21 protein-coding genes are annotated in these 23,064 nt (G+C 73.8%); 19 read left to right on the top strand and 2 right to left on the bottom strand.

The features are described 5' to 3' along the window. The first annotated feature begins 2 nt into the window (after window positions 1–2). The 8 genes from ACIQ9P_RS30430 (at window position 3) to ACIQ9P_RS30395 (ending at window position 7,783) form a co-directional block, all read left to right on the top strand. Window positions 3–431 (top strand): cupin domain-containing protein, encoded by a 429-nt coding sequence (locus ACIQ9P_RS30430; protein WP_402363157.1) that lies wholly within the window; start codon window positions 3–5, stop codon window positions 429–431. Further along, entirely contained in the window at window positions 428–1,714 is a 1,287-nt protein-coding gene (locus ACIQ9P_RS30425) for a beta-ketoacyl-[acyl-carrier-protein] synthase family protein (protein ID WP_402363154.1), read from the top strand. The genes ACIQ9P_RS30430 and ACIQ9P_RS30425 overlap by 4 nt, the downstream gene beginning before the upstream one ends. Beyond that, window positions 1,711–2,946: a beta-ketoacyl synthase N-terminal-like domain-containing protein gene (locus ACIQ9P_RS30420; RefSeq protein WP_402363151.1), complete on the top strand. Its 1,236-nt coding sequence runs from the start codon at window positions 1,711–1,713 to the stop codon at window positions 2,944–2,946. The genes ACIQ9P_RS30425 and ACIQ9P_RS30420 overlap by 4 nt, the downstream gene beginning before the upstream one ends. A gap of 91 nt (window positions 2,947–3,037) precedes the next feature. Beyond that, entirely contained in the window at window positions 3,038–3,403 is a 366-nt protein-coding gene (locus tag ACIQ9P_RS30415) for an antibiotic biosynthesis monooxygenase (protein WP_030396587.1), read from the top strand. A 4-nt stretch (window positions 3,404–3,407) separates the two neighbouring features. Continuing rightward, entirely contained in the window at window positions 3,408–4,835 is a 1,428-nt protein-coding gene (locus tag ACIQ9P_RS30410) for an FAD-dependent oxidoreductase (protein ID WP_402363147.1), read from the top strand. Window positions 4,836–4,978: 143 nt separating this feature from the next. Continuing rightward, window positions 4,979–5,377 (top strand): nuclear transport factor 2 family protein, encoded by a 399-nt coding sequence (locus ACIQ9P_RS30405; protein WP_030301365.1) that lies wholly within the window; start codon window positions 4,979–4,981, stop codon window positions 5,375–5,377. 32 nt (window positions 5,378–5,409) lie between these two features. Beyond that, the gene (locus tag ACIQ9P_RS30400) at window positions 5,410–6,588 is read left to right on the top strand and encodes an RCC1 domain-containing protein (protein WP_402363144.1); all 1,179 of its coding nucleotides are present in this window, start codon (window positions 5,410–5,412) and stop codon (window positions 6,586–6,588) included. Between the two features lie 145 nt (window positions 6,589–6,733). Further along, on the top strand, window positions 6,734–7,783 hold the full coding sequence (locus ACIQ9P_RS30395) for an ArsR family transcriptional regulator (RefSeq protein ID WP_402363142.1): 1,050 nt from the start codon (window positions 6,734–6,736) through the stop codon (window positions 7,781–7,783). A 176-nt stretch (window positions 7,784–7,959) separates the two neighbouring features. Here ACIQ9P_RS30395 and ACIQ9P_RS30390 read toward each other — a convergent pair whose 3' ends face one another. Together ACIQ9P_RS30390 and ACIQ9P_RS30385 are read right to left on the bottom strand one after the other, a co-directional pair. After that, a complete protein-coding gene (locus ACIQ9P_RS30390; RefSeq protein WP_402363139.1) occupies window positions 7,960–8,712 on the bottom strand; it encodes a GNAT family N-acetyltransferase in 753 nt (250 codons plus the stop codon). A gap of 172 nt (window positions 8,713–8,884) precedes the next feature. Beyond that, window positions 8,885–9,745: an SDR family NAD(P)-dependent oxidoreductase gene (locus tag ACIQ9P_RS30385; RefSeq protein WP_402363136.1), complete on the bottom strand. Its 861-nt coding sequence runs from the start codon at window positions 9,743–9,745 to the stop codon at window positions 8,885–8,887. Between the two features lie 187 nt (window positions 9,746–9,932). On the opposite strand from ACIQ9P_RS30385, the gene ACIQ9P_RS30380 reads away from it, so the two are divergent. From ACIQ9P_RS30380 to ACIQ9P_RS30330, 11 genes are all read left to right on the top strand, one after another. Next, window positions 9,933–11,642 carry an MDR family MFS transporter gene (locus ACIQ9P_RS30380; RefSeq protein ID WP_402363133.1) on the top strand — a complete coding sequence of 570 codons (1,710 nt, stop codon included), beginning with the start codon at window positions 9,933–9,935 and terminating at the stop codon, window positions 11,640–11,642. Window positions 11,643–11,946: 304 nt separating this feature from the next. Next, the gene (locus tag ACIQ9P_RS30375) at window positions 11,947–12,918 is read left to right on the top strand and encodes an NAD(P)-dependent oxidoreductase (protein WP_402363130.1); all 972 of its coding nucleotides are present in this window, start codon (window positions 11,947–11,949) and stop codon (window positions 12,916–12,918) included. 31 nt (window positions 12,919–12,949) lie between these two features. After that, window positions 12,950–14,596: a PQQ-binding-like beta-propeller repeat protein gene (locus tag ACIQ9P_RS30370; protein ID WP_402363126.1), complete on the top strand. Its 1,647-nt coding sequence runs from the start codon at window positions 12,950–12,952 to the stop codon at window positions 14,594–14,596. Between the two features lie 75 nt (window positions 14,597–14,671). Then, window positions 14,672–15,301, top strand: a complete 630-nt coding sequence (locus ACIQ9P_RS30365) for an NAD(P)-dependent oxidoreductase (RefSeq protein WP_402363124.1) — start codon at window positions 14,672–14,674, stop codon at window positions 15,299–15,301. 200 nt (window positions 15,302–15,501) lie between these two features. Further along, window positions 15,502–16,140 carry an NAD(P)-dependent oxidoreductase gene (locus tag ACIQ9P_RS30360; protein ID WP_402363121.1) on the top strand — a complete coding sequence of 213 codons (639 nt, stop codon included), beginning with the start codon at window positions 15,502–15,504 and terminating at the stop codon, window positions 16,138–16,140. A 302-nt stretch (window positions 16,141–16,442) separates the two neighbouring features. Next, window positions 16,443–17,120 carry a DUF2269 domain-containing protein gene (locus tag ACIQ9P_RS30355; protein WP_402363118.1) on the top strand — a complete coding sequence of 226 codons (678 nt, stop codon included), beginning with the start codon at window positions 16,443–16,445 and terminating at the stop codon, window positions 17,118–17,120. Window positions 17,121–17,133: 13 nt separating this feature from the next. Next, window positions 17,134–18,357 carry a sensor histidine kinase gene (locus tag ACIQ9P_RS30350; protein WP_402363115.1) on the top strand — a complete coding sequence of 408 codons (1,224 nt, stop codon included), beginning with the start codon at window positions 17,134–17,136 and terminating at the stop codon, window positions 18,355–18,357. After that, a complete protein-coding gene (locus ACIQ9P_RS30345) occupies window positions 18,354–19,019 on the top strand; it encodes a response regulator (RefSeq protein ID WP_402363112.1) in 666 nt (221 codons plus the stop codon). Before ACIQ9P_RS30350 ends, ACIQ9P_RS30345 begins: the two co-directional genes overlap by 4 nt. Window positions 19,020–19,224: 205 nt before the next feature. Beyond that, window positions 19,225–19,629: an SHOCT domain-containing protein gene (locus tag ACIQ9P_RS30340; protein ID WP_402363109.1), complete on the top strand. Its 405-nt coding sequence runs from the start codon at window positions 19,225–19,227 to the stop codon at window positions 19,627–19,629. 38 nt (window positions 19,630–19,667) lie between these two features. Then, window positions 19,668–20,420 (top strand): ABC transporter ATP-binding protein, encoded by a 753-nt coding sequence (locus ACIQ9P_RS30335; RefSeq protein WP_402363442.1) that lies wholly within the window; start codon window positions 19,668–19,670, stop codon window positions 20,418–20,420. Further along, entirely contained in the window at window positions 20,417–22,987 is a 2,571-nt protein-coding gene (locus ACIQ9P_RS30330) for an ABC transporter permease (RefSeq protein WP_402363106.1), read from the top strand. The genes ACIQ9P_RS30335 and ACIQ9P_RS30330 overlap by 4 nt, the downstream gene beginning before the upstream one ends. Window positions 22,988–23,064: the final 77 nt, after the last annotated feature.

Below are 23,064 nucleotides of genomic sequence, written 5' to 3'. Positions count from 1 at the left end.
CCGTGGCCGCCAGGAACATCCGCATCATTTCCGCCGCCGACGTCCCCGCCAACCGCAAGCGCGGCGGCGAGACCCGCGCGGTGCTCTCGCCCGCCACCTGCGGCGCCACCTCCGGCTTCATGGGGACCGCCCGGCTCCAGCCGGGGGAGCGGATCACCGAGCACTACCACCCGTACAGCGAGGAGTTCCTGCTGCTCGTCCGCGGCGAGCTGACCCTCGACCTGGACGACAAGCCGTTCGAGCTGTTCGCCGGCCAGGGCGTGCTGATCCCCAAGGACATCCGGCACCGGCTGCGCAACACCGGCTCCGAGGAGGCGTTCGCGGTCTTCCACCTCGGCCCGCTGGCGCCGTCCCCCGAGCTCGGCCACGTCGACACCGAGGACGGCCCGGGCACCAAGGCCGAGGGCCACATAGTGCTGGGGGAGCGATGACCGCTTCCCCGAACACGGGTGACCGCCGCGTCGTGGTCACCGGCATCGGCGTGGTGGCCCCCGGGGGCACCACCCGGGAGACCTTCTGGGAACTGATCACCTCGGGCCGCACCGCGACCCGTCGGATCTCCGCCTTCGACCCCTCGGCGTTCCGCTCGCAGATCGCCGCCGAGGCCGACTTCGACCCCGTCGCGGCCGGCCTCACCCCGCTGGAGCTGCGCCGCGCCGACCGCTACGTGCAGTTCGCGCTGGCCGCCTCCCAGGAGGCGGTGCTGGACGCCGGACTGGAGCTCGACGAGCGCACCCGGGAGGCCACCGGTGTGGTGCTCGGCTCGGCGGTCGGCGGCACCATCGTCCTGGAGGACGAGTTCGTCGTCGCCAGTGACTCCGGCCGCAACTGGCTGGTCGACCCCGACGTCACCAGCCCGTTCCTCTACCAGGGCCTGATCCCGAGCAGCCTGGCCGCCGACGTGGCCGTCCGGCACGGGGCGCACGGCCCGGCGGTGGTCGTCTCCACCGGCTGCACCTCCGGCATCGACGCCATCGGCCACGCCTACCAGCTGCTGGTGGACGGCGAGGCCGAGGTGATGATCACCGGTGCCTCGGACTCCCCGATCTCCCCGGTCACCGTCGCCTCCTTCGACGCCATCAAGGCCACCACCCCGGACAACGACGACCCGGCGCACGCCTCCCGGCCGTTCGACCGGGACCGGCACGGCTTCGTGCTGGGCGAGGGCTGCGCGGTGCTCGTGCTGGAGGAGCTGGAGCACGCCCGCCGGCGCGGCGCCCGGATCTACTGCGAGGTGGTCGGCTACGCCAACCGCGGCAACGCCTTCCACATGACCGGTCTGCGCCCGGACGGCCTGGAGATGTCCGAGGCCATCACCGAGACGCTGCGCCAGTCCCGGCTCAACCCCGAGGACATCGGCTACATCAGCGCCCACGGCTCCGGCACCCGCCAGAACGACCGGCACGAGACCGGCGCCTTCAAGCGCTCGCTCGGCCACGCCGCCTACGGGGTCCCGATCAGCTCGATCAAGTCGATGGTCGGCCACTCGCTGGGCGCGATCGGCGCGATCGAGATGGCGGCCTGCGCGCTGGCGGTCGACCGGGGGGTCGTCCCGCCCACCGCGAACTGGCAGAACCGCGACCCGGAGTGCGACCTCGACTACACGCCCAACACCGCCCGCGAGGTGCGGGTCGGCGCGGCGCTCTCGGTCGGCAGCGGCTTCGGCGGCTTCCAGTCGGCGATGCTCTTCGCCAAGCTGGGGAGGGGCCGATGAGCACGCGACGGGCCGTCATCACCGGCATCGGCGTGGTCGCGCCGAGCGGCATCGGCAGCGAGGCGCACTGGAAGTCGGTCTGCGGCGGCGAGAGCCGGATCGCTCCGATCACGCTCTTCGACGCGGCCCAGTACGAGACCACGCTGGCCGGCGAGGTCCCGGACTTCGACGTCAACCGGTACGTCGACCGCCGGCTCCAGGTGCAGACCGACCGGTGGACCCACCTCGCCTACGCGGCGGCCGAACTGGCCTTCGGCGAAGCCGAGCTGGACCCGTCCACGGTCGAGCCGTACAAGCTGTCGGTGGCGCTCGCCAGCTCCTCCGGCGGCAACCAGTTCGGCCAGCGCGAGCTCCAGCGGCTCTGGCAGCCGGACACCTCGCGGACCGTCGGCGCCTACCAGTCGATCGCCTGGTTCTACGCCGCGACCGTCGGGCAGCTGGCCATCAAGCACCAGGCCAAGGGTCCGTCCAGCGTCCTCGTCTCGGAGGGCGCCGGCGGCCTCGACTCGCTGGCCCACGCCGCCCGGCTGGTCCGCCGGGGCGCCGACGTGGTGCTCGCCGGCGGCACCGAGGCACCGCTCGGCCCGTACGCGCTCGCCTGCCAGCAGCGCAGCGGCCGGCTCTACACCGGCACCGACCCGGCCGAGTCCTACCTGCCCTTCGACGAGCGGGCGGCCGGCTTCGTGCCGGGCGAGGGCGGGGTGGTGTTCGTGGTCGAGGACCTCGACCACGCGCTCGCCCGCGGTGCCCGGATCCGGGCCGAGATCGCCGGCTGGTCCGCGACCCAGGACGCCGTCGCCTCGACCAGGACCGGCTCCGGCTCGGTCCGCCAGTACGCCAGGGCGCTCGGCACCGCGGTCGAACGGGCCGGTCTCACCCCCGGGGACGTCGACGTGACCTTCCCGGACGCGGTGGGCCTGCCCGCCTACGACCGCACCGAGGCCGAGGCGCTGCGCGCGGTCTTCGGCGACGCCGGCCCGGCCGCCGTCACCACCCAGAAGCCGCTCACCGGCCGCCTCTACCAGGGCGGCAGCGCGCTGGACGCGGCCACCGCGGTGCTCGCCATGGACAACGGCCTGATCCCGCCCTCGGCGGGCCCGGCCCGTCCGGCGGACGGCTGCGACCTGGCCTTCGTCCGCGAGGAGCGGGCCACCGAGGTGCGCACCGCGCTGATCGGCGCCCGCGGCTTCGACGGCTTCAACAGCGCGGTCGTGCTGCGCGCGCACTCCTGACCCCCGGGAGCGGCACGGCCACCACGAGCAGCACGAGCAGCACGAGCAGCACGACCACCCACGACCATCCACGACCCGGAAGGAGACCGCCATGCCGGTCGACGAGGGCGCGGCCCAGGGCCGCGTGCTCTTCCTGATCACCGTCAAGGAGGAGCGCCGGGAGGACTTCCTCAAGGCGTACGAGCAGATCCGCCACCTGGTCGCCGAGGGTGTCCCCGGACACGTGCGCGACCAGGTCTGCCAGTCCTCCACCGACCCGGAGCAGTGGCTGATCACCAGCGAGTGGCGCTCGCTGGACGACTTCGTCGCCTGGGAGCGGACCGAGGAGCACCGGGACCTCGTGCGCCCGATGCGCGAGTGCTTCAGCGACGCGAAGTCCATCCGCTTCCACATCAAGGCCGAGACCTCCCGGGACACCCCGAAGGCGGGCCTTTCCACTCCTACCACCGCGGGGTGAGGTCATGACACGGACTCTGATCATCGGCGGCAGCGTCGCCGGCCTGGTGGCCGCGCTGGCGTTCGCCGACCTGGGGCACGACGTCACCGTGCTGGAGCGGGACGCCAACGAGGCTCCCGACACCGTCGACGAGGCGCACGGCGACTGGCAGCGGCCGACCGTGCCGCAGCTCCACCACTCGCACGCCTTCGGCTCGCTCGGCACCAACCTGCTGCGCGAGCGGCTGCCCTCCGTCTACCAGGCGCTGGTCGCGGCCGGCGTGCGGGAGATCGAGCTGGGCAAGGCCATGCCGCCGACCCTGGCCGACAAGACCCCGCACCCGGCCGACGCCGAGCTGCGGATGCTCGGCAGCCGGCGGACCACGTTCGAGCTGGTGCTGCGCCAGGAGGCGCTGCGCAAGCCGGGCATCTCGCTGCGCCGGGGCGAGACGGTGCGCGGTCTGACCGTCGCCGACCGGGGCCCGGCCCGGGTGACCGGAGTGGTCACCAAGGACGGCCGCACCATCGCCGCCGATCTGGTGATCGACGCCAGCGGCCGCCGCTCGCAGGGCCACGAGTGGCTGCGCGAGCACGGCCTGGCCGAGCCGGAACTCGTCGCCCAGAGCGCCGACATCACCTACTACACCCGCTACTACCGCGCGCACGGCCCGCGCCCGGTCGGCCCGCTCAACCGGGGCTTCGGCGCCGGCGGGCTGTGGGACCACTACACCGGCGTGATGTTCCTCGGCGACAACAACACCTTCGCCATCTCGTTCGGCATCCTGCCGGACGACACCGAGCTGAAGCAGATGCGCGCCGAGGACGTCTTCACCGCCGTGGTCCGGGCCACCCCGCTGCTCGCCCCCTGGGTGTCGCCGGAGGCGTCCGACCCGATCTCGCCGGTGCACGCGATGGCGGGGCTGGACAACTCGCTGAAGCTGTACGGGCAGGACGTCCAGCCGGTGCCCGGCTTCCTTCCGGTCGCCGACGCCGTCTGCACCACCAACCCGGCGTTCGGCCGCGGCGTCTCGCTGGCCATCGCCCATGTGCTCGGCCTGGCCGACCTGGTGCGCGAGCACCCGGAGCCGGACGCCGAGCAGGCCGCGCTGGCGGCCGGCCTGGCCGGGCGGACCTTCCGGCCGTGGTTCGAGGACGCCGTCCGCAACGACGCGGGCCGCGCCCGGCTCTGGCGGGCCACCGTGGCCGGCCAGCAGCTGCCGCCGCTGCCGCCGGACGTGCTCACCTTCGGCACGGTCGCCGAGGCGGCCGGCACCGACGAGGTGGTCTGGCGCCGCCTGGTCCGCACCATGATGTCGCTCGACAACCCGGCCGGCCTGTACGAGGACGAGGAGATCCGGCTGCGGGTCAAGCAGGCGGTCGCGGGCGGGCCCCCGCCGTTCCCCGCCCCGGACCGGGCGACCCTCGTCGACATCGTCCGCCGCGCGGCGAACTGACGAACCGTCATTCACGCGTCGAGCGGCGCCGGTCGAACCGCGCCGAGCGACGCCGCTCCACCGCACGACCCCGCTCCACCGCACGTCCCAGCTCTATTGCACGGCCCCGCATCGCACCGTCGCACAGCTACAGGAGGAGAGTCATGAAGGTCGTCGACCACCCCAACGCCAAGCTCATGGAAGCGGTCTACGCCGCGTTCACCGTGGGCGACGTGCAGAAGGCGGCCAGCTACTGGACCAAGGACTGCGTGCACTACTACCCGGGCACCAGCGAGCTGTCCGGCGCGCACGAGGGCATCGAGTCCGCACTGGCCTTCGCCGGCCGGATGTTCGAGATCTGCCAGGGCCGGATCACGATGGAGATCCACGAGATCGGCGCGAGCGACTCGTTCGCCTTCGCGACCGTCTTCACCCGCTACGAGCGCGAGGGCAAGAGCCTGGAGATGCCCTTCGTCAACGTCGCGCGGATCCAGGACGGCCTGATCGCCGAGTTCTGGACCTACCCCGAGGACCAGTACGCCGTCGACCAGTTCTGGGCCTGACCGCCCCCCGACTATTGAGAGGTCGCATCACCATGGCAGGCATCATCAGCAGTTGGGGTGACAACACCAACGGCCAGCTCGGCGACGGCGGGACCGTCAACCGGAGCACCGCGCAGGACATCAAGGGCCTGGAGAACGTGGTCAAGGTGGCGGCCGGCAGCGGCCACGCGCTGGCCCTGACCGGCGACGGCGAGCTCTGGGGCTTCGGCCGCAACGCCTTCGGCCAGCTCGGCGACGGCTCCACCGAGAACCAGGCCACCCCGGTCCGGACCGTCGGCCTGCCCGGCCGGGTCCGCTCGGTCGGCGCCGGTGGCGGCCACACCGCCGCCCTGCTGGAGGACGGCACCGTCTGGGCCTGGGGCGCCGGCTTCTTCTGCGCCCTCGGCGAGGCCAACTTCGGCGTGCAGCCGGTCCCGGTCCGGGTCGACGGCCTGGAGGACGTCGTCGAGCTGGCGGTCGGCGGCGCGCACAACCTCGCGCTCAAGGCCGACGGCACCGTCTGGTCCTGGGGCCGCGACGACCGCGGCCAGCTGGGCGACGGCCCCGGTTCGACCCGCGAGGGCCGGATCGTCCGCTCCTACATGACCGCCTCCTTCGACTGCCGGCCGCGTCCGGCCGTGATCGAGAACCTGGAGCCGGCCGTCAGGCTGAGCGCCGGCGGCGGCCACAGCATGGTCGTGCACGCCGACGGCACCGCCTCGGTCTGGGGCTTCAACGACCGCGGCCAGCTCGGCGACGGCACCACCGAGGACCGCGCCGCCCCGCAGAAGGTCGCGGGCCTGCGCTCGGTCACCCAGCTGGTCGGCGCCTACCACCACACGGTGGCGCTGCTGGCCGACGGCACCGTCTGGGCCTGGGGCCTCAACGACGGCGGCCAGCTCGGCGACGGCACCACCGCCGACCGCGCGGTGCCGGCCCCGGTGCCCGGTCTGACCGGCGTCAAGGCCGTGTCCGTCAGCGGCGGCGGCACCGACGCGGCCCCCGGCAACGGTGGGCACGCGCTGGCGCTGCTGGCCGACGGCTCGGTGCAGGGCTGGGGCTGGAACAACTGGGGCCAGCTGGCCGCCGGCCAGGTCCAGATCGTCCCCACCCCGTCCCGGATCGCGCTGAGCGGCCCGGCCATCGGCGTCGCGGCCGGCGGTGAGATCCCGCCGACCAACAAGTTCATGGCCAACCCCGGCGGCGGCTTCGCCTTCGCCCTGCTGGGCTGAGTCCCGGCCACGCGCGACCGCCGGACGGCCCGGCCCGTCCGGGCCGCCCGGTGCGGGGCCGTCCGGCCCGTCCACCCATGACCGCTGACCTCGGGCCGGGGGCGCCGTCCGCCCCCGGCCCGGTCCCCGCAGGGAGGCTCACCCCATGACCGCCGTTCCCCAGACCGCCCCTGCTTCGGCCGGCGCGGTGTTCCTCTCCGAATTGATGTTCCCGTCCACACCGCGCTGCCTGGCACTGGCCGCCGAGTTCAAGCTCGCCGAGCTGCTGGCCGACGGCCCGCTGCCGGTGGCCGAGCTCGCCGAGCGCGCCGGAGTGACCGCCGGCCCGCTGGCCAAGGTGCTCTCGCTGCTCACCGAGGACGGTGTGTTCGAGGAGGTCGAGCCCGGCGTCTTCGCCAACACCGGGCTCTCCGAGCTGCTGCGCCCCGGCGTGCCCGGCTCGATGGACGCGATGGCCCGGATGGTCGGCGCCGAGTGGCTCTGGGCCTCCTGGGGCGCGCTGGACCACAGCCTGGCCACCGGGAAGCCCGGGTTCGAGAAGGTGCACGGCACCGCCCTGTGGCCCTGGCTGCAGAAGAACCCGTCGGCCGCCGCGACCTTCAACCAGGCGATGACCGACTTCACCGACGCGCTCTCCGACGCCCTGGTGTCCGCGTACCCCGAGTTCGCCGAGGCCGGCGCGGTCTGCGACCTGGGCGGCGGGCAGGGCACCTACCTGGCCGCGATCCTGCACAAGTACGACGCCCTCGCGCGGGGCGTGCTGGCCGATCTGCCGAGCGTCATCGAGCAGGCCAGGACCCAGCCCGACGTCGCCAAGCTGGCCGAGCAGGGCCGGCTGGACTTCGAGCCGGTGGACTTCTTCGCCGGGGTCCCGGCCGGGATCGGCGCCTACGTCACCAAGCAGGTCTGGCACTCGTGGCCGGACGAGGCGCTGGTCCGGCTGCTGCGCAAGTGCCGGGAAGCCTCGCCGGGCGCCCGCTTCGTCGCGGCGGAGCTGGTGCACCGCGAGGGCGTGCCGAGGTTCGTGAAGAACTTCGACCTGGTCATGCTGGTCACCATGAGCGGCGAGGTCCGCACCGAGGAGCAGTTCGCCGAGGTCTTCCGGCGCGGCGGCTTCCGGCTCAACCGGGTGGTGTCCACCGGGACGGCCTTCGCGCTGCTGGAGGCCGTGCCGGACCCCGACCCGCTGGACTGACCGGACGCCCGGACGCCGGACGCCCGGAGCCACCGAACGCTCGGAACCGCCCGGGGGGGGAATTCCTCCGGGCAGTTCCCGGAAATTTCGGACGATATTGCGAGTGGGCCCGGATCCGATCTCGGATCCGGGCCCCCGGCATTCCCTCCGGGTATTTCCCGGAGGGAATGTGCCACTCAGTCGAACCGGAATTCCGACAGGCCGCCGCGGGAGCGGTAGCCGAGCGAGCCGAACAGCGCCTGCACCGTGTCGTTGCCCTCGGCGGTCACCGCCATGCCGACCAGTCCCTCGGCGCGCACCTCGGTCGAGGACTCGGTGAGCAGTGCCCGGGCGTAGCCGCCGCGCCGTGCGTCGGGCTTCGAGTAGATCGGGCCGTAGCGGACCACGCCGGCGACGGCGGCGGTCCGGCCGAGGATCGCGACCGGCTCGCCGTCGAGCTCCCAGGCCCGCAGCAGGCCGCCGGCGATCTGGCCCCGGACGGAGCGGGAGGCCATTTCCCGGCTGAGCCCGGCGCCGTGCGCGGCCTCCAGGCACCAGTCGGTGAACAGCTCCGCTTCCTCCTCGCGGGCGGCCCTGGACCGTCCCTCCGGGGCCGGACGGCCGTCGGTGGTGACCGCGTCGTCCAGGCAGAGCATCCGCTCGCGGCGGTCGGCCCGGGCCGGTCGGCCGGTGGCCTCGGACCAGGCCGCGGCGAAGGCGGCGGCCGCCTCGTCCGGCCCGATCACGCCGGGCAGGAGGTCGGGCCCGGCGCCCAGTTCGGCGCCGAGCGCGGCCGCGGCGGCCGCCGGCATCCCGCTCAGCACGACCAGGTGCGGCGCCGTGAACGCCGCGACGCCGACCACCGCCGCCGTGTCCGAGGCCGGGTCCTCGACCCGGCTCCAGGCTATCGGCGGGGCGGTCGGCGGTCGGAATTTCGCGCCGGCCAGCATGGTCAGCAGGATGGAATTCTCGACGGGGTTGCCGGCAATCCACCCACCGGTTTCCGAGATGAACTCTTCGGTGTTCCTCGTGGTTTTTACGAACATATCGAAAAAATAGCCGGAGGGTGGATTGCTGGCAATGGGACGAGAGGGGAACGGGCCCCGGTGCGTCCGGTTCCGGTCAGTTGCCGCCGGGCCGCCCGGCGCCGGGACCGCCCTGGCCGCCCTGCGCACCCGGACCGCCCTGGCCGCCGCCGGGCCGTCCCATCGTCCCGGCCGTGACGCCGGCCGTCATGCCGCCCTCCAGCCCGAACAGCGAGCCGGTGACGAAGCTGGCCGCGTCGCTGCCGAGGAAGACCACCGCGTGGGCGACCTCCTCCTCGGTCGCGATCCGCCCCAGGGCGGTGGCCGCGCCGGCCCGCTCCAGCGCGCCCGGCTGCCCGCCGACCCGCTGGCGGAAGTCCTCGGTGTCGACCGGGCCGGTGATCAGCGCGTTGACCCGGATGCCCGCCGGGCCGGCCTCCAGCGCGGTGGCCCGGGTCAGGCCGACGACGCCGTGCTTGGCCGCGGTGTACGCGCCCAGGCCGAAGGCGGTGCCCTGGACACCGGCGGTGGAGGCGTTGTTGATGATGCTGCCGCCGCCGCTCGCCCGCATGGCGGCGATCTCGTGCTTCAGCGAGTGGTAGGTGCCGATGAGGTTGACCGCGATCACCGCGGCGAAGGCGTCCGCCGGGACCCGGTCCAGCGGGCCGAAGGCCCCGCCGCCGCCGGCGTTGTTGAAGGCGATGTCGAGGCGACCGTGTCGCTCGACCGTGGTACTCACCAGACGGGCGACGTCATCCTCGACGGTGACATCGGCGGCGACGAAGTCCGCCTGCCCGCCCTTCTCCCGGATCCGCTCCACCACGGCGTTGCCCAGCTCGGCCCGGCGGCCGGAGACCACCACGTGCGCCCCGGCGGCGGCGAGCGCCAGTGCGGTGGCGGCCCCCATGCCCGAGGTAGAACCGGTCACGAGCGCGATCTTCCCCTGGAGTTGGCTCATCGTTAGCTGCCCTTCCGGGCGGCCGCGGCCGCCCTTGACGTTGGCTCTTGACGGCTTATTTTGATTGTATAGTCTATACGAATTCAAGCTCGGAGCAAGGTCTCCGAGTCGGCGGACGCCTCTCAAGGAGTACCCAATGAGCGCCCCGTACGCTGCACCCGCCCCGGAAGTCCCACGTAAAACCTTCTTGACGATCTTTGCTGCCCTGGTGCTTGCCATGTTCCTGGCAGCCCTGGACCAGACGATCGTGGCGACGGCCCTGCCGACCATCGCCGGTGACCTCGGCGGCGTGACCCACCTGGCGTGGGTCATCACCGCCTACATGCTGGCCGCCACCGCGGCCACGCCGCTCTGGGGCAAGCTGGGCGACCTCTACGGCCGCAAGCTGATGTTCCAGTCGGCCATCACGATCTTCCTGCTCGGCTCGGCGCTGTCCGGCCTGTCCGCCAACATCGGTCAGCTGATCGGCTTCCGCACCCTCCAGGGTCTGGGCGCCGGCGGTCTGATGGCGCTGGCGATGGCCCTGATCGCCGAGCTCGTCCCGCCCCGCGAGCGCGGCAAGTGGCAGGGCTACGCGCAGTCCTGCTTCGTGATCGCCGGTGTGGTCGGCCCGCTGATCGGCGGCGCCTTCGTCGACCACCTGTCCTGGCCGTGGATCTTCTACATCAACCTGCCGATCGGCGCGGTCGCGCTGGTGGTCGTCAGCTCGGTGCTGAAGCTGCCGGTCAACAAGCAGAAGAAGAAGCTCGACTACCTCGGCTCGGCGCTGCTCAGCTCCGCCATCGTCGCGATCCTGCTGGTCTCGGTCTGGGCCGGCGACCAGTACTCGTGGGGCTCGGTCCAGATCATCGGCCTGCTGGTGCTCGCCGCGGTGCTGCTGGTCGGCTTCGTCCTGCAGGAGAAGCGGGCCAGTGAGCCGGTCGTCCCGCTGGAGCTCTTCAAGGACCCGGTCATCCTGGTGGCCACCGTCGGTCTCTTCCTCGCCTCGATCTCGCTCTTCGTGGCGACCGTCTACACCCCGCTCTTCCTCCAGGTCGCCAACGGGGACACCGCCACCGAGTCCGGGCTGCTGCTGGTCCCGCTGATGATCGCGACCGTGGTCAGTCTGACCGTCTCGGGCAAGGTCGTCGCGGCGACCGGCAAGTACAAGCTGTTCCCGATCGCGGGCCTGCTGATCATGGCGGTCGGCCTGTACCTGATGTCGACCCTCAAGGCCGACTCCTCCCAGGTGGCCGCGGGCGGCTTCCTGGCGGTCTTCGGCATCGGCTTCGGTCTGGTCACCCAGGTGCTCATCGCGGCGGTGCAGAACTCCGTCGAGATGCGTCAGCTGGGTGTGGCGACCGCCGCGGCGAACTTCTTCCGCTCGCTCGGTGGCGCCATGGGTGTGACCGTCTTCGGTGCCATCCTCAACGCCCAACTGCGCGACCAGCTGCCGAAGAAGGTGCCGGCCGAGGCGCTGGCCCGGCTCGGTACGGACGGTCTGCTGACCTCGCCGGCCAAGGTCCGGGCGCAAGCGCCCGAGGTGCGCGACGGTGTGGCCTCGGCGCTGGCCGAGTCGCTGCACACGGTCTACCTGATCGGCATGGTCATCGCGCTGCTCGGCGCCCTGGTCGTGGTCTTCCTCAAGGAGCGTCCGATGCGGGCGCCGATGGGTGCGCCCGGCGGCAAGGGCCAGGGCGGCCAGGGCGGCCCCGGTGGCCAGCAGCAGGGCCAGGGCGGCCAGGGCGGCCAGTGGCAGGGTCAGGGCGGCGGCCAGGGCCAGGGGCAGGGCGCGCCCGCCGGTGGCGGCCAGTGGCAGGGCCAGGGCCAGGGCGCCCCGGCCGGTCAGGGTGGCCAGGGTGGTCAGCCCGGTCACGCCGGCCCCGCGGGCGGCCGGCCGGAGACCGCGGCCGGCTGACGGCCGCCGAACCGCCCCGGTCGACGGACCGGTGTCCGCCCCGATAGCCCCTCCTCCCCCACTGTTACCCCCGGCGGTGGGGGAGGAGGCTTGTCCGGAACCGGAACTGAACAAGCGTCAGGGCCGGATACGGCTCGAAACGGACGCCGAAAGCCGTCGCGGAGTGAGTGTTCACCCGCTAGGCTGGACGGGCAGTCGGCACCCCGGCCGCGGTGGGGCGGGGTGTCTGGCACGGCCTTCCCCGCCGCACTCCGAGCGCCGGGAGTACCGGCGCGACCAGCCCACCAGGAAGCGGGTCGACTCCATGGCCGACATACCCAGCCGGCGGCGTGCACTCTCCCGGGACCTCCCGCCCGCCGCCCCCGGCATTCCCCCGGCGACCAGGATCGGCGTCATCGGTCTCGGCGTCATGGGCGGCGGCATGGCCTCCCGCCTGCTCGACCAGGGCCACCGGATCGTGGTCCACAACCGCACCCCCGAGCGCACCGCCCCGTTCGCCGCCCGCGGCGCCGAGGTCGCCGCCACCGCGGCCGAACTGGCTTCCCGGGTGGACGTGGTGCTGCTCAGCCTGGCCTCCGAGGCCGCCGTCGAGGAGCAGTTGTTCGGCGCCGGCGGAGTGCTGGAGACGCTGCCCGCCCACGGCATCGTGATGGACACCAGTACCGTCTCCCCGGACTTCGCCCGGTCGGTGGCCGAGCGCGTCGCCGGCCGCGGCCGCAGCGCCGTGGACGCCTGCATCATCGGCAACGGCCAGCACGCCAAGGACGGCGAACTGCGCTTCATGGTCGGCGGCTCCGCCGAGACCTTCGAGCGGCTGAGCGCCGTGCTGGAGCCGCTGGCCAAGGAGATCCGCCACCTCGGCCCGAGCGGCCTCGGCGCCACCGCCAAGGTGATGCTCAACGTGCTGATGGGCGTCGAGATGCAGGTGCTCGCCGAGTCGGTGACGCTGGCCCAGCGGGCCGGCATCGACCGCGAGCTGGCCCTCTCGATGATCAGCGAGAGCGGCTTCAGCTCGCCCGTGATGAAGTACAAGGCCGGCGTGATGCGCCGCCGGGCCTACGGCGAGCCGCAGTTCCGGCTCGACCTGATGCGCAAGGACCTCCGGCTGGCCACCGCCGAGGCCGGCCGCCTCGGTGTCGCGACCCCGGTGTGCGACGCCACCCACGAGACCCTCGTCGCCGCCGCCGAGGCGGGCCTCGGCGAGCTGGACTGCGCCGCCGTGCTCTCCCACGCGGAGATCGCCGCCGGGCTTCCCGGCACTCCGGACCGTACGTGAACCACACGCCCTCACCGAGGAGTTGATCCACGTGTCCCAGCCCCAGTCCCAGCCAAGACGGTCCCGGGCGGCCGGTTTCGGCACCGCCCTGGTGGCCCTGTTGACCGCCCTCGTCCTGCTCGCCGCCACCAACGGCGCGGGCGCCGAGGACACCGAGTCCCGCCACCGCCCCCCGGCGAACTGGAGCAGCTGGCAGTTCGACCAGGCCGGCAGCCGGTTCAACGGCCAGGAGAGCCGGATCACCCCGGCCACCGTCGGCAACCTCGGCCTCAAGTGGGCCTTCGGCCACGAGAAGGTCCAGGGCGTCTACCTGGGCAGCCAGCCCGCCGTGGTGGACGGCACCCTGTACGTCGGCGGTGCCGAGGGCACCTTCCACGCCATGGACGCCAGGACCGGCGCCGCGCGCTGGACCTTCGACGTCGCCCCGGTGGCCGGCGCCCACTCGGCCACGAACCCGGACCCGGTCCGCAGCAGCCCTGCCGTCGAGGGCAACACCGTCTACTTCGGTGACAACCGCGGCTACCTGTACGCGCTCGACCGCCGCACCGGCGCCCTGCGCTGGTCGCTGAAGCTGGACGCCCACCCGCAGGCCCAGATCACCAGCTCGCCGCTGGTCTACAACGGCCAGGTCTACGTGGGCGTCTCCAGCAAGGAGTCCGGTGCCACCTTCGACCTGACCTACCCGTGCTGCACCTTCCGCGGCTCGGTGGTCGCCGTCAACGCGTACACCGGACAGCTGAGCTGGCGGCACTGGACCACGCCCCAGCCGCAGCAGGTCGGCACCTGGCCCAACGGCGCGGCCCGGTACGAGCCCTCCGGCGTCGCCGTGTGGAGCTCGCCGGTGGTCGACCGGGAGACCGGCACCATCTACGTCGGCACCGGCCAGAACTACACCGGCGCGGCCGGCGACACCGACTCGGTGCTCGCCCTGGACGCCCGCAACGGCAACGTCCGCTGGCGGTCCCAGGAGGTCTTCCCGGACACCTTCACCGTCGCCTGCGGCATCGCCGGAGCCGACGCCTACTGCCCGAGCAAGGCCAACGGCACCGACCACGACTGGGACTTCGGCGCCAGCGCCAACGTCTTCAGCATCGGCAACCGCCGGGTGATCGGCATCGGCCAGAAGAACGGCATCTACCACGTCTACGACGCGCTGACCGGTGCCAAGGTCTGGGACCGCGCGGTGGTCGCCGACCCCAACACCAAGGGCGGCAGCTCGGGCATCCAGTGGGGTACCAGCTACGACGGCACCCGGCTGTACGTCGCCACCTGGTTCGCCAACCCGGGCACCCTGTACGCGCTCGACCCGGCGACCGGCGCGATCCTCTGGCAGACCCAGAGCCCGGCCGACGGCTGCCAGTGGGGCGGCGCGGCCGCCAACCCGGAGCTGTGCCAGCGGGCCTTCACCCCCGCGGTGACCGCCACCCGCGGCCTGGTCTACGAGGGCGGCGCCGACGGCAAGATGCGCGTCTTCTCGGCCACCACCGGCGCGGTGCTCTGGCAGTACGACGTGGTCCGCGACTTCACCACGGTCAACGGCGTGCCGGGGCACGGCACGGCACTGTCCGGCGGCGGTGGCGCGGTGGTCGCGGACGGCATGCTCTACGTCCAGGCCGCGTACTACCCGCAGTATCCGAGCAATGCGGGCGGCGTTCTGCTCGCCTTTTCCCTACCGTAGGACCCGTCGGCGTAGCGAAGGTCAACTCACGGCCGGCGGCAACCAGTTGCCGCCGGCCCCGGCAAGGAGGAAATTATGGAGATCGTCGTGGTGGGAGCGGCCGGTCGGACCGGACGGCTGCTCGTCGAGAAGGCCCTGGAGAACAAGCACAGCGTCACCGCGCTGCTGCGCGACCCGGCGAAGCTGCCGATCGAGCACGAGCGGCTGAGCAAGGTCCGCGCGGACGTGTTCGACGTGGAGTCGCTGACCGGCCCGCTGGCCGGCAAGGAGGCCGTCGTGATCGCGCTGGGGGTGACCACCCGCACCACGACCACGGTGTTCTCCGAGGGCGCGCGCAACGTCATCGCCGCCGCCCGGGCGGGCGGGGTGCGCCGGCTGGTCACCATGTCCTCGGCCGGCCTGGAGACCAAGCACCTGCCGATGATGCAGCGCTTCGTCGCCGAGTTCGTGGTGGACCGGGTCTACCGGAACATCCACCTGGACCTGGCCCGGATGGAGGACGAGGTCGAGGCCAGCCCGCTGGACTGGACGATCGTCCGGGTGCCGATGCTGACCGACGGTCCGGCCACCCCCAACTACCAGGCGGTGGTGGGCGGCCACATCCCGAAGGCGTCGCGCATCGCGCGGGCGAACGTCGCCGACTACATCGTCACCCATCTGGATGACACGGCCACCTACGGCCGACGCGTCGAGGTGGCCAACTGATGACCCCCGGCGGGGGCCGGCCCGTCCGCGGCACGTCCGCGGCGCGGGCCGGCCGCGCGCCGGCCACCCGCCACCGGGGCTGACCCGGCCGGAGCGGGCCGGCCCGCGCCGGACCGCGAGGGAGCGAGCCAGTCCGGACCGGACCGGGCCGAGTGAGGCCGAGCCAGGCCGACCGAGGCCGATCGAGGGGGAAACGCACCGTGAACATCGTCGTCTTCGGCGCGACCGGTGGTACCGGCCGCCACTTCCTGGAGCTGGCCGCCGAGGCCGGGCACTCCACCGTCGCCTTCGCCCGCGACCCGCTGGCCCTGGCCGACGCCCGCCCCGGCACCATCCGCCAGGGCGACGTCCTCGACCCGGACGCGGTGGCCCGTGCCGTCGAGGGCGCGGACGCCGTGGTCTCCGCGCTCGGCATCGGCTACAGCCGGGCCGCCACCACCGTCTACTCGGCCGGCACCGACCACATCCTCAAGGCGATGCGCGCCACCGGGGTCCCCCGGGTGCTGTGCGTCTCCACCACCAGCATGAGCCCGGTGCCCTGGCGCGCCGCCCCGTTCCAACGGGCCCTCACCTCCTGGGTGCTGCACCCGATGCTCCGCCGGCCGTACGCCGACATGGCGCGAATGGAGCGGTTGCTGCTGGAGGACACCGAGCTGGACTGGACGCTGGTCCGGGCCGCCCGGCTCACCGGCGGCCGGGCCCGGGGCCGCTACCGCACGGCGGCCGGTGGCCGGCTGCCCGGGGCCTGGTCGATATCCCGGGCCGACCTCGCGCACTACCTGCTGGCCGCGGTCCAGGAGTCGTCCGGTCGGCGCGAGGTCGTGGAGATCGCCTACTGACCGCCCGTCGACCGCCTGCCCGCCGTCCGCCCGTTCGCCCGTCCGCCGGCCGTCCGTCGTCCGTGTGCGGCCCGCCCACCGAACGATCCCGGCCGTCGGCCGCCCGCGCGCCGCGCCGCCCGTACTCAAGGGGCGGTACGGCCGGCTACTCCCGCCGTGCGATGCCCCGCCCACTCCGGCCGGGCAGAGTAGGGGGTGATCCCGTGGATCACCCGAGCCGTGGGCCGGCGGCCGTACACCATCCACCCGGTGGCCGCCGGCCCGTGGCCCGCGTCGCCCCTCGCCCTCCGGAGCACAAGCCGATGCCCACACCTCCTGGCCCGCCCGCCGCCGACACCCCCGAGGCCCCGACGGCCCCCGCCGGGCCCGCGGCCGACCGTGCCGACCGCGCCGACCGGCCGGAGCCCCCGGCCGGCCTCGCCGGGCGCCTGCGGCTGCCCAAGCACGCCCGCCGGGTCTGGCTGACCGTGCACGTCGCCTGCTCGGTCGGCTGGCTGGGCCTGACCGCCGGTGTGCTCGCCCTCGGCATCGCCGGCCGCTTCTCCGACAACCCGGACACCGTGCGCGCCGCCTACCTCGCGCAGGAGATCTTCGCCGACTGGCTGCTGATCCCGATCAGCCTGCTCTCGCTGCTCTCCGGCGTGCTGCTGTCCCTCGGCACCACCTGGGGCCTGCTGCGCCACCGTTGGGTCGCCACCAAGTTCTGGCTCACCCTGGCCGCCACCCTGGCCTCGATCTTTGCCCTGCGCGCCTTCATCCACGACGCGGCCGGCCAGGTCGCGGCCGGCACCGTCCCGCCGGACGGCCGCGCCCCGCACGTACTGGTGATCGCCCCCTCGGTGGCGCTGACCATCTACCTGACCGCCACCGTGCTCTCCGTGGTCAAGCCCTGGGGCATGACCAAGCGGGGGAAGCGACTGGCCGCCGAGGCCCGCGCCGCGCGCGTCAACCGGGCCGCGGGCGCGGCGCCGGGGCGGTGACCGTTACCCGTTCATGAGCACCGACCACGTGAGCACCGGCCACGACCCCTATCCCGGACCACCGTGGACCAGACCCTCCTGGACCAGGCTCTCCGCCCTCCTGGTGGCCCTGGTCCAGGTGGTCGGCTCCACCGCCGCCGCCCGCCAGCAGACCGACCGGGCCGCGCTCGACGCGGTCGGCTACGCGCTGCTGCTGCTCGGGCCCGCCCTGCTGCTGCTGCGCGACCGCTTCCCCGGCCCGGTGGTGGCCGGCGTCACCGCCGTCACCATCGGCTACCTGCTGGCCGGCTACCCGTACGGCCCGGTGTTCTTCAGCCTCGCCGTCGCCGTCTACGGCGCGCTCGCCCGGGGCCGCCGCTGGTGGGCCTGGATCTCCCTGGCCGCCGGTTACCTGCTCCACCTGGGCAGCTCCCACCTGCTGCCGCACGGCTGGCAGCGCGCCCCCGGGCCCGGGCCCAGCTGGTGGCAGGAGGCCGGGGCGGCGGCCTGGCTGCTGCTGATCCTGGCCGGCGCCGAGATCATGCGCTCGCGCGGCGAACAGCTCGCCGCCCGCCGGCTGGCCCGGCGGCAGGCGGAGGAGAACCGCGCCGCCGAGGAGCGGCTGCGGATGGCCCGCGAACTCCACGACATCCTGGCCCACTCCATCTCGGTGATCCACCTCCAGGCCGGAGTGGCACTGGAGCTCATCGACGAGCACCCGGACCAGGTGCGGGCCGCGCTGACCGTCATCAAGGCGACCAGCAAGGAGGCGCTCGGCGAGGTCCGCCAGGTGCTCGGCACCCTGCGCGGCCCGGACGGCCAGGCCCCCCGTACCCCCGCCCCCGGCCTGGCCCGGCTGCCCGAACTCGTGACCCAGGCCGGCCACGCCGGGCTCACGGTCACGGTCGACACGGTGGGCACCTCCCGGCCGCTCCCCGCCCAGGTCGAGCTGGCCGCGTTCCGGATCGTCCAGGAGGCGCTCACCAACGTCATCCGCCATTCGGCCGCGCGGAGCGCCACGGTTCTGATGGACTGGTCCTCCCCGGCGGGGCTGCTGCTCCGGGTGGACGATCCGGGCCCGGCCGCCGGCGGTGACGGCGGCGGCTCCGGCAACGGCCTGGTCGGCATGCGCGAGCGGGCCGCGGCCTTCGCCGGCGAGCTGACCGCCGGTCCGCACGGCGGCGGCTTCCGGGTCCGGGCCTGGCTGCCCGACCCGACGGGGCAGGGCGCGGCGAGCGAGGGGAAGCGGACGGGATGATCCGAGTACTGCTGGCGGACGACCAGGTCCTGGTCCGGGCGGGCTTCCGGGCCCTGCTCGACGCCCAGCCCGACATCGAGGTGGTCGGTGAGGCGGACGACGGCGGGGCGGCCGTCCGCCTGGTGGAGGAGCTGCGGCCGGACGTCGTCCTGATGGACATCCGGATGCCCGGCACCGACGGCCTGGAGGCCACCCGCCTGATCTGCTCCCGCCCCGAGCTCTCCGCCGTCCGGGTGGTGGTGCTGACCACCTTCGAGCTGGACGAGTACATCTTCGAGGCCCTGCGGATGGGCGCGGCCGGCTTCCTCGCCAAGGACACCGAACCGGCCGACCTGCTGCGCGCCGTCCGGGTCGCCGCGGTCGGCGACTCGCTGCTCTCCCCGGGCGTGACCCGCCGGGTGATCGACGAGTTCGCCAGCCGCTCCCGCGAGCCCTCGGCCGGCGGGCAGTTGCTGGACGCGCTGACCGACCGGGAGCGCGAGGTGCTCACCCTGGTCGGCATGGGCCTGAGCAACGACGACATCGCCCGCCGTCTGGTGGTCAGCCCGCTCACCGCGAAGACCCATGTCAGCCGCGCCATGGTGAAGCTCGGTGTCCGCGACCGCGCCCAGTTGGTCGTCCTCGCCTACGAGTCCGGCCTGGTCCGCCCCGGCTGGCTGTAGCGGCCGTCCCCTCGGCGGGGCCGGGTCGGCGCCCCGGGAGCAGTCCACGCCCCGGGGCGTACTCCCGGTGTCGTACCCGCGGTGCCGCTCCCCGGAGGACGCGGTGGACCCCCTTCCGGCGAGAAGCTCGTGGTGGCCTCGGGGAACGTCCGGGGCGGCGCGGCCCCCGTCCGAATGTGCGGGGCACACCGAGGAGTTGACCGATATGCAGAGCACCGCACTGCTCGCCGACGCTTACTGCCGGGAGGGCTGGGGCCCGTGGAACGGGGGCGGCCCCGGTCCCTGGTTCCTGCTCTTCCCGCTGTTCTGGCTGATCGTCCTGGTCACCGTGTTCACCGTCTTCCGCCGCCGCGGCTTCGGCCGGCGCGGGCCGTGGGGCCCGCCGTGGGCCGGCGGCCAGTGGGGCGGCCCCTGGGGCGGCGGCCCGGGTTGGCGCGGCGGACCCCCCTGGGCCGGCGGCGGCACCGAGGCCCCGCTGGCGAGCCTGGCCCGCCGGTACGCCGACGGTGAGATCACCGAGGAGGAGTACCGCACCCGCCGGGACACCCTGCTGGAGCACCTCCAGGGCGGCCCGGACGACACCAAGCCGGGTCAGGGCGGTGGCAAGTGACCACGTTCCCGGTCCTCGAACTGGTCGGGACCGACCGGATGGCCGCCCGGGTGACCGACGCGGTCAAGGTCTACGGCATCGGCCGCACCGAGGTGCGCGCCCTGGACCACGTGACCGTCGGCTTCCCGGCCGGCCGGCTCACCGCGATCATGGGCCCGTCCGGCTCCGGCAAGTCCACCCTGCTGCACTGCGCGGCGGGGCTGGACCGGCTGACCGCCGGCACCGCGATGATCGGTGACACCGAGCTGGAGAACCTCAACGACCGCAGGCTGACCCTGCTGCGCCGGGAGCGGATCGGCTTCGTCTTCCAGTCCTTCAACCTGGTGCCGGTGCTGACCGCCCGGGAGAACATCACGCTGCCGGTCGACCTGGCCGGCGGCGAGGTGGACCGGGAGTGGGTGGAGACCCTGATCGACGCGGTCGGCCTGCGGGACCGGCTGGAGCACCGGCCGACCGAGCTCTCCGGCGGCCAGCAGCAGCGGGTCGCGCTGGCCCGGGCGCTGGCCGGCCGGCCGGAGGTCGTCTTCGCGGACGAGCCGACCGGCAACCTGGACTCCCGGACCGGCGCCGAGGTGCTGGAGCTCATGCGCCGCGCGGTGGACGAGATGGGCCAGACGGTGGTCATGGTCACCCACGACCCGACCGCCGCCGGCTACGCGGACGAGGTGCTGTTCCTCGCCGACGGCCGGCTGGTGGACCGGATGGAGCGGCCCACCCCGGCCGGGGTGCTGGACCGGATGAAGGACTTCGACCACGCTCCCGCGGCCGTCCGGGGTGGGGCGGGAGCATGAGCAGCACCGGCGCCACCCTGCGGATCAGTCTCCGCTCGCTGGCCGCGCACAAGCGCCGGCTGGCCGGGACGTTCACCGCGATCCTGCTCGGGGTGAGCTTCCTGACCGGCACCCTGGTGCTCGGCGACACCCTGCGCGGCAGCTTCGACACCCTGTTCGCCGATGCCAACCGCGGCACCGACGCGGTGGTGCGCAGCGCCGACGTGATGGACACCGAGAACACCTTCGGCGGCGTCCGCGCCCCGGTGGACCTCGCGCTGGCGGACCAGCTGCGCCAGGTGCCCGGGGTCGCGGCGGCCGAGCCGGCCATCCAGGGCTCCGGGCAGCTGATCGGCAAGAACGGCAAGGCGGTGGGCGGCCAGGGTCCGCCCACGCTGGCCGGTTACTGGCAGCCGGACAGCGGGCTCAACCCGTACCGGCTGGCCGAGGGCCGGGCGCCGCAGCAGCCGGGGGAGGCGGTGATCAACCGGGGCGCGGCCAAGGCCGGTGAGCTGAAGATCGGCGACTCGACCATTCTGCGCGCCCCCGACCCGGTGCCGGTGACGATCGTCGGTATCGCGACCTTCGGCGCCTCGGCCGACGGCATGGGCCAGAACACCTACACCGGGCTGACCCTGGCGGATGCCCAGCGCTACCTGACCCCGAAGGGGCAGGGCCAGGCCACCTCGATCCAGTTCCGGGCCTCGGGCGGCGTCTCCCAGCAGGAGCTGGTGACGGCGCTGACGGCGAAGCTGCCGGCCGGGCTGGAGGCGGTGACCGGGACGAAGGTCTCCGAGGAGGCCACCGCGCAGGTGTCCAGCCGCTTCCTGACCATGTTCACCACCCTGCTGCTGGTCTTCGCGGGCATCGCGCTGCTGGTGGCGACCTTCACCATCCACAACACCTTCGCCATCGTGGTGGCACAGCGCACCAGGGAGAACGCGCTGCTCCGGGCGCTGGGCGCGGCCCGCGGCCAGGTGCTGGGGGCGACCCTGGCGGAGGCCGTGGTGGTCGGGCTGGCGGCCTCGGTGGCCGGAGTGCTCGGCGGGATCGGGATCGCGGCCGGGCTGAAGTCGCTGTTCAAGGTGATCGGCTTCAGCCTGCCGACCGGCAGCCTGGTGATCGGCGCGGTCTCGGTGGCGCTGCCGCTGCTGGTGGGCACGCTCACGGCGGTCGGTTCGGCGGTCGCGCCGGCCGTGCGGGCGGGCCGGACGGCTCCGCTGGCCGCGATGCGGGCGGTGGCGGTGGACGGCGCGGCCGACGGCCGGGCCGGCCGGATCCGCTGGACCGTCGGCGCCGTGCTGGTCGCGGCCGGTGCGGCCGCCACGGTGGTCGGCGCGACGGACGGTCCCTCGGTGGGGCTGACCGCGGGCGGGGCGGTGGCGACGCTGCTCGGTGTGGTGGTGCTCGGCCCGGTGTTCGCGACCTTCGTGGTGCGGCTGCTGGGCGCTCCGCTGCCGAGGCTGCGCGGCATGCCGGGCGTGCTGGCGCAGCGCAACGCGACCCGCAATCCGAAGCGGACGGCCGCGACGGCCAGCGCGCTGATGGTCGGGGTGACGGTGGTATCGCTGTTCACCGTCTTCGGCGCGTCGATCAAGGCGACCATGGACGACACGGTGAGCCGGACCTTCGCCGGGGATCTCGCGATCTCCACCGGCGGTTTCCGGGCCGGCGCGCTCAGCCCGAAGCTGGCGGACGCGGTGGCCGGTCTGCCGGAGGTGCGGCAGAGCGTCGGCCTGGGCCGGGGTGTGGCGCGGGTGGACGGCCACGGCCGGACCCTGGACGTCACCGACCCGACCCGGCTGGCGGGGATCGTGGACCTCGGCCGGGTGGACGGTTCGCTCCAGCTGGGCACCGACGGCCTGGCGGTGTCCAGGACGGAGGCGGAGAAGCAGGGCTGGCAGGTGGGCACCACCGTGCCGGTGCGGTTCAGTGACGGGGCCGAGGCGCCGTTCACGGTGAAGGCGCTGTACCAGGGCAGTGAGCTGGCCGGCGACTACCTGGTCACCCGGGAGGCGTGGGCCCCGCACAAGGGCCAGGACGCCGACTCGCTGGTGGCGGTGGCGTTGAAGGACGGGGTCTCGCTGTCGGCCGGCAAGGCGGCGGTGACGGCGGCGGCGGTGCCGTTCGGCGACCCGAAGGTGCAGACCCGGTCGGAGTACGCGAAGAGCGCGGCCTCGGTGGTCGACATCATGCTCTCGGTGGTCTACGCCCTGCTGGCGCTCGCGGTGCTGATCGCGCTGCTGGGGATCGCCAACACGCTGACGCTGGCGGTGCACGAGCGGACCAGGGAACTGGGCCTGCTGCGCGCGGTCGGCCAGACCCGCAGCCAACTGCGCGCGATGGTGCGCTGGGAGTCGGTGCTGGTGGCGCTGTTCGGCACGATCGGCGGCCTGGGCCTGGGGGCGTTCCTGGGCTGGGCGCTGGTCCGGGCGGCCGACACGGAGGGGACGGGCAGTTTCGCGGTCCCGCCGCTCCAGCTGTCCGTGGTGCTGCTGGCCGGTCTGGTGGCGGGTGCGGTGGCCGGGCTCAGGCCGGCCCGCCGGGCGGCCCGGCTGGACATCCTGCGGGCGATCGCGGCGGGCTGACGACCGCCGCGCTCGGGCCGCGCGGCCTTCGGGCCGCGGCCGCGCACACCGGAGCCCGGGCCCCCCGACCAACGGGG

The sequence above is a fragment of the Kitasatospora sp. NPDC094019 genome (assembly GCF_044764505.1).
GTDB lineage: Bacteria > Actinomycetota > Actinomycetes > Streptomycetales > Streptomycetaceae > Kitasatospora.
Note: the sequence above shows the minus strand (reverse complement) of the source record. Positions and strands in the feature narration are given on the sequence as shown.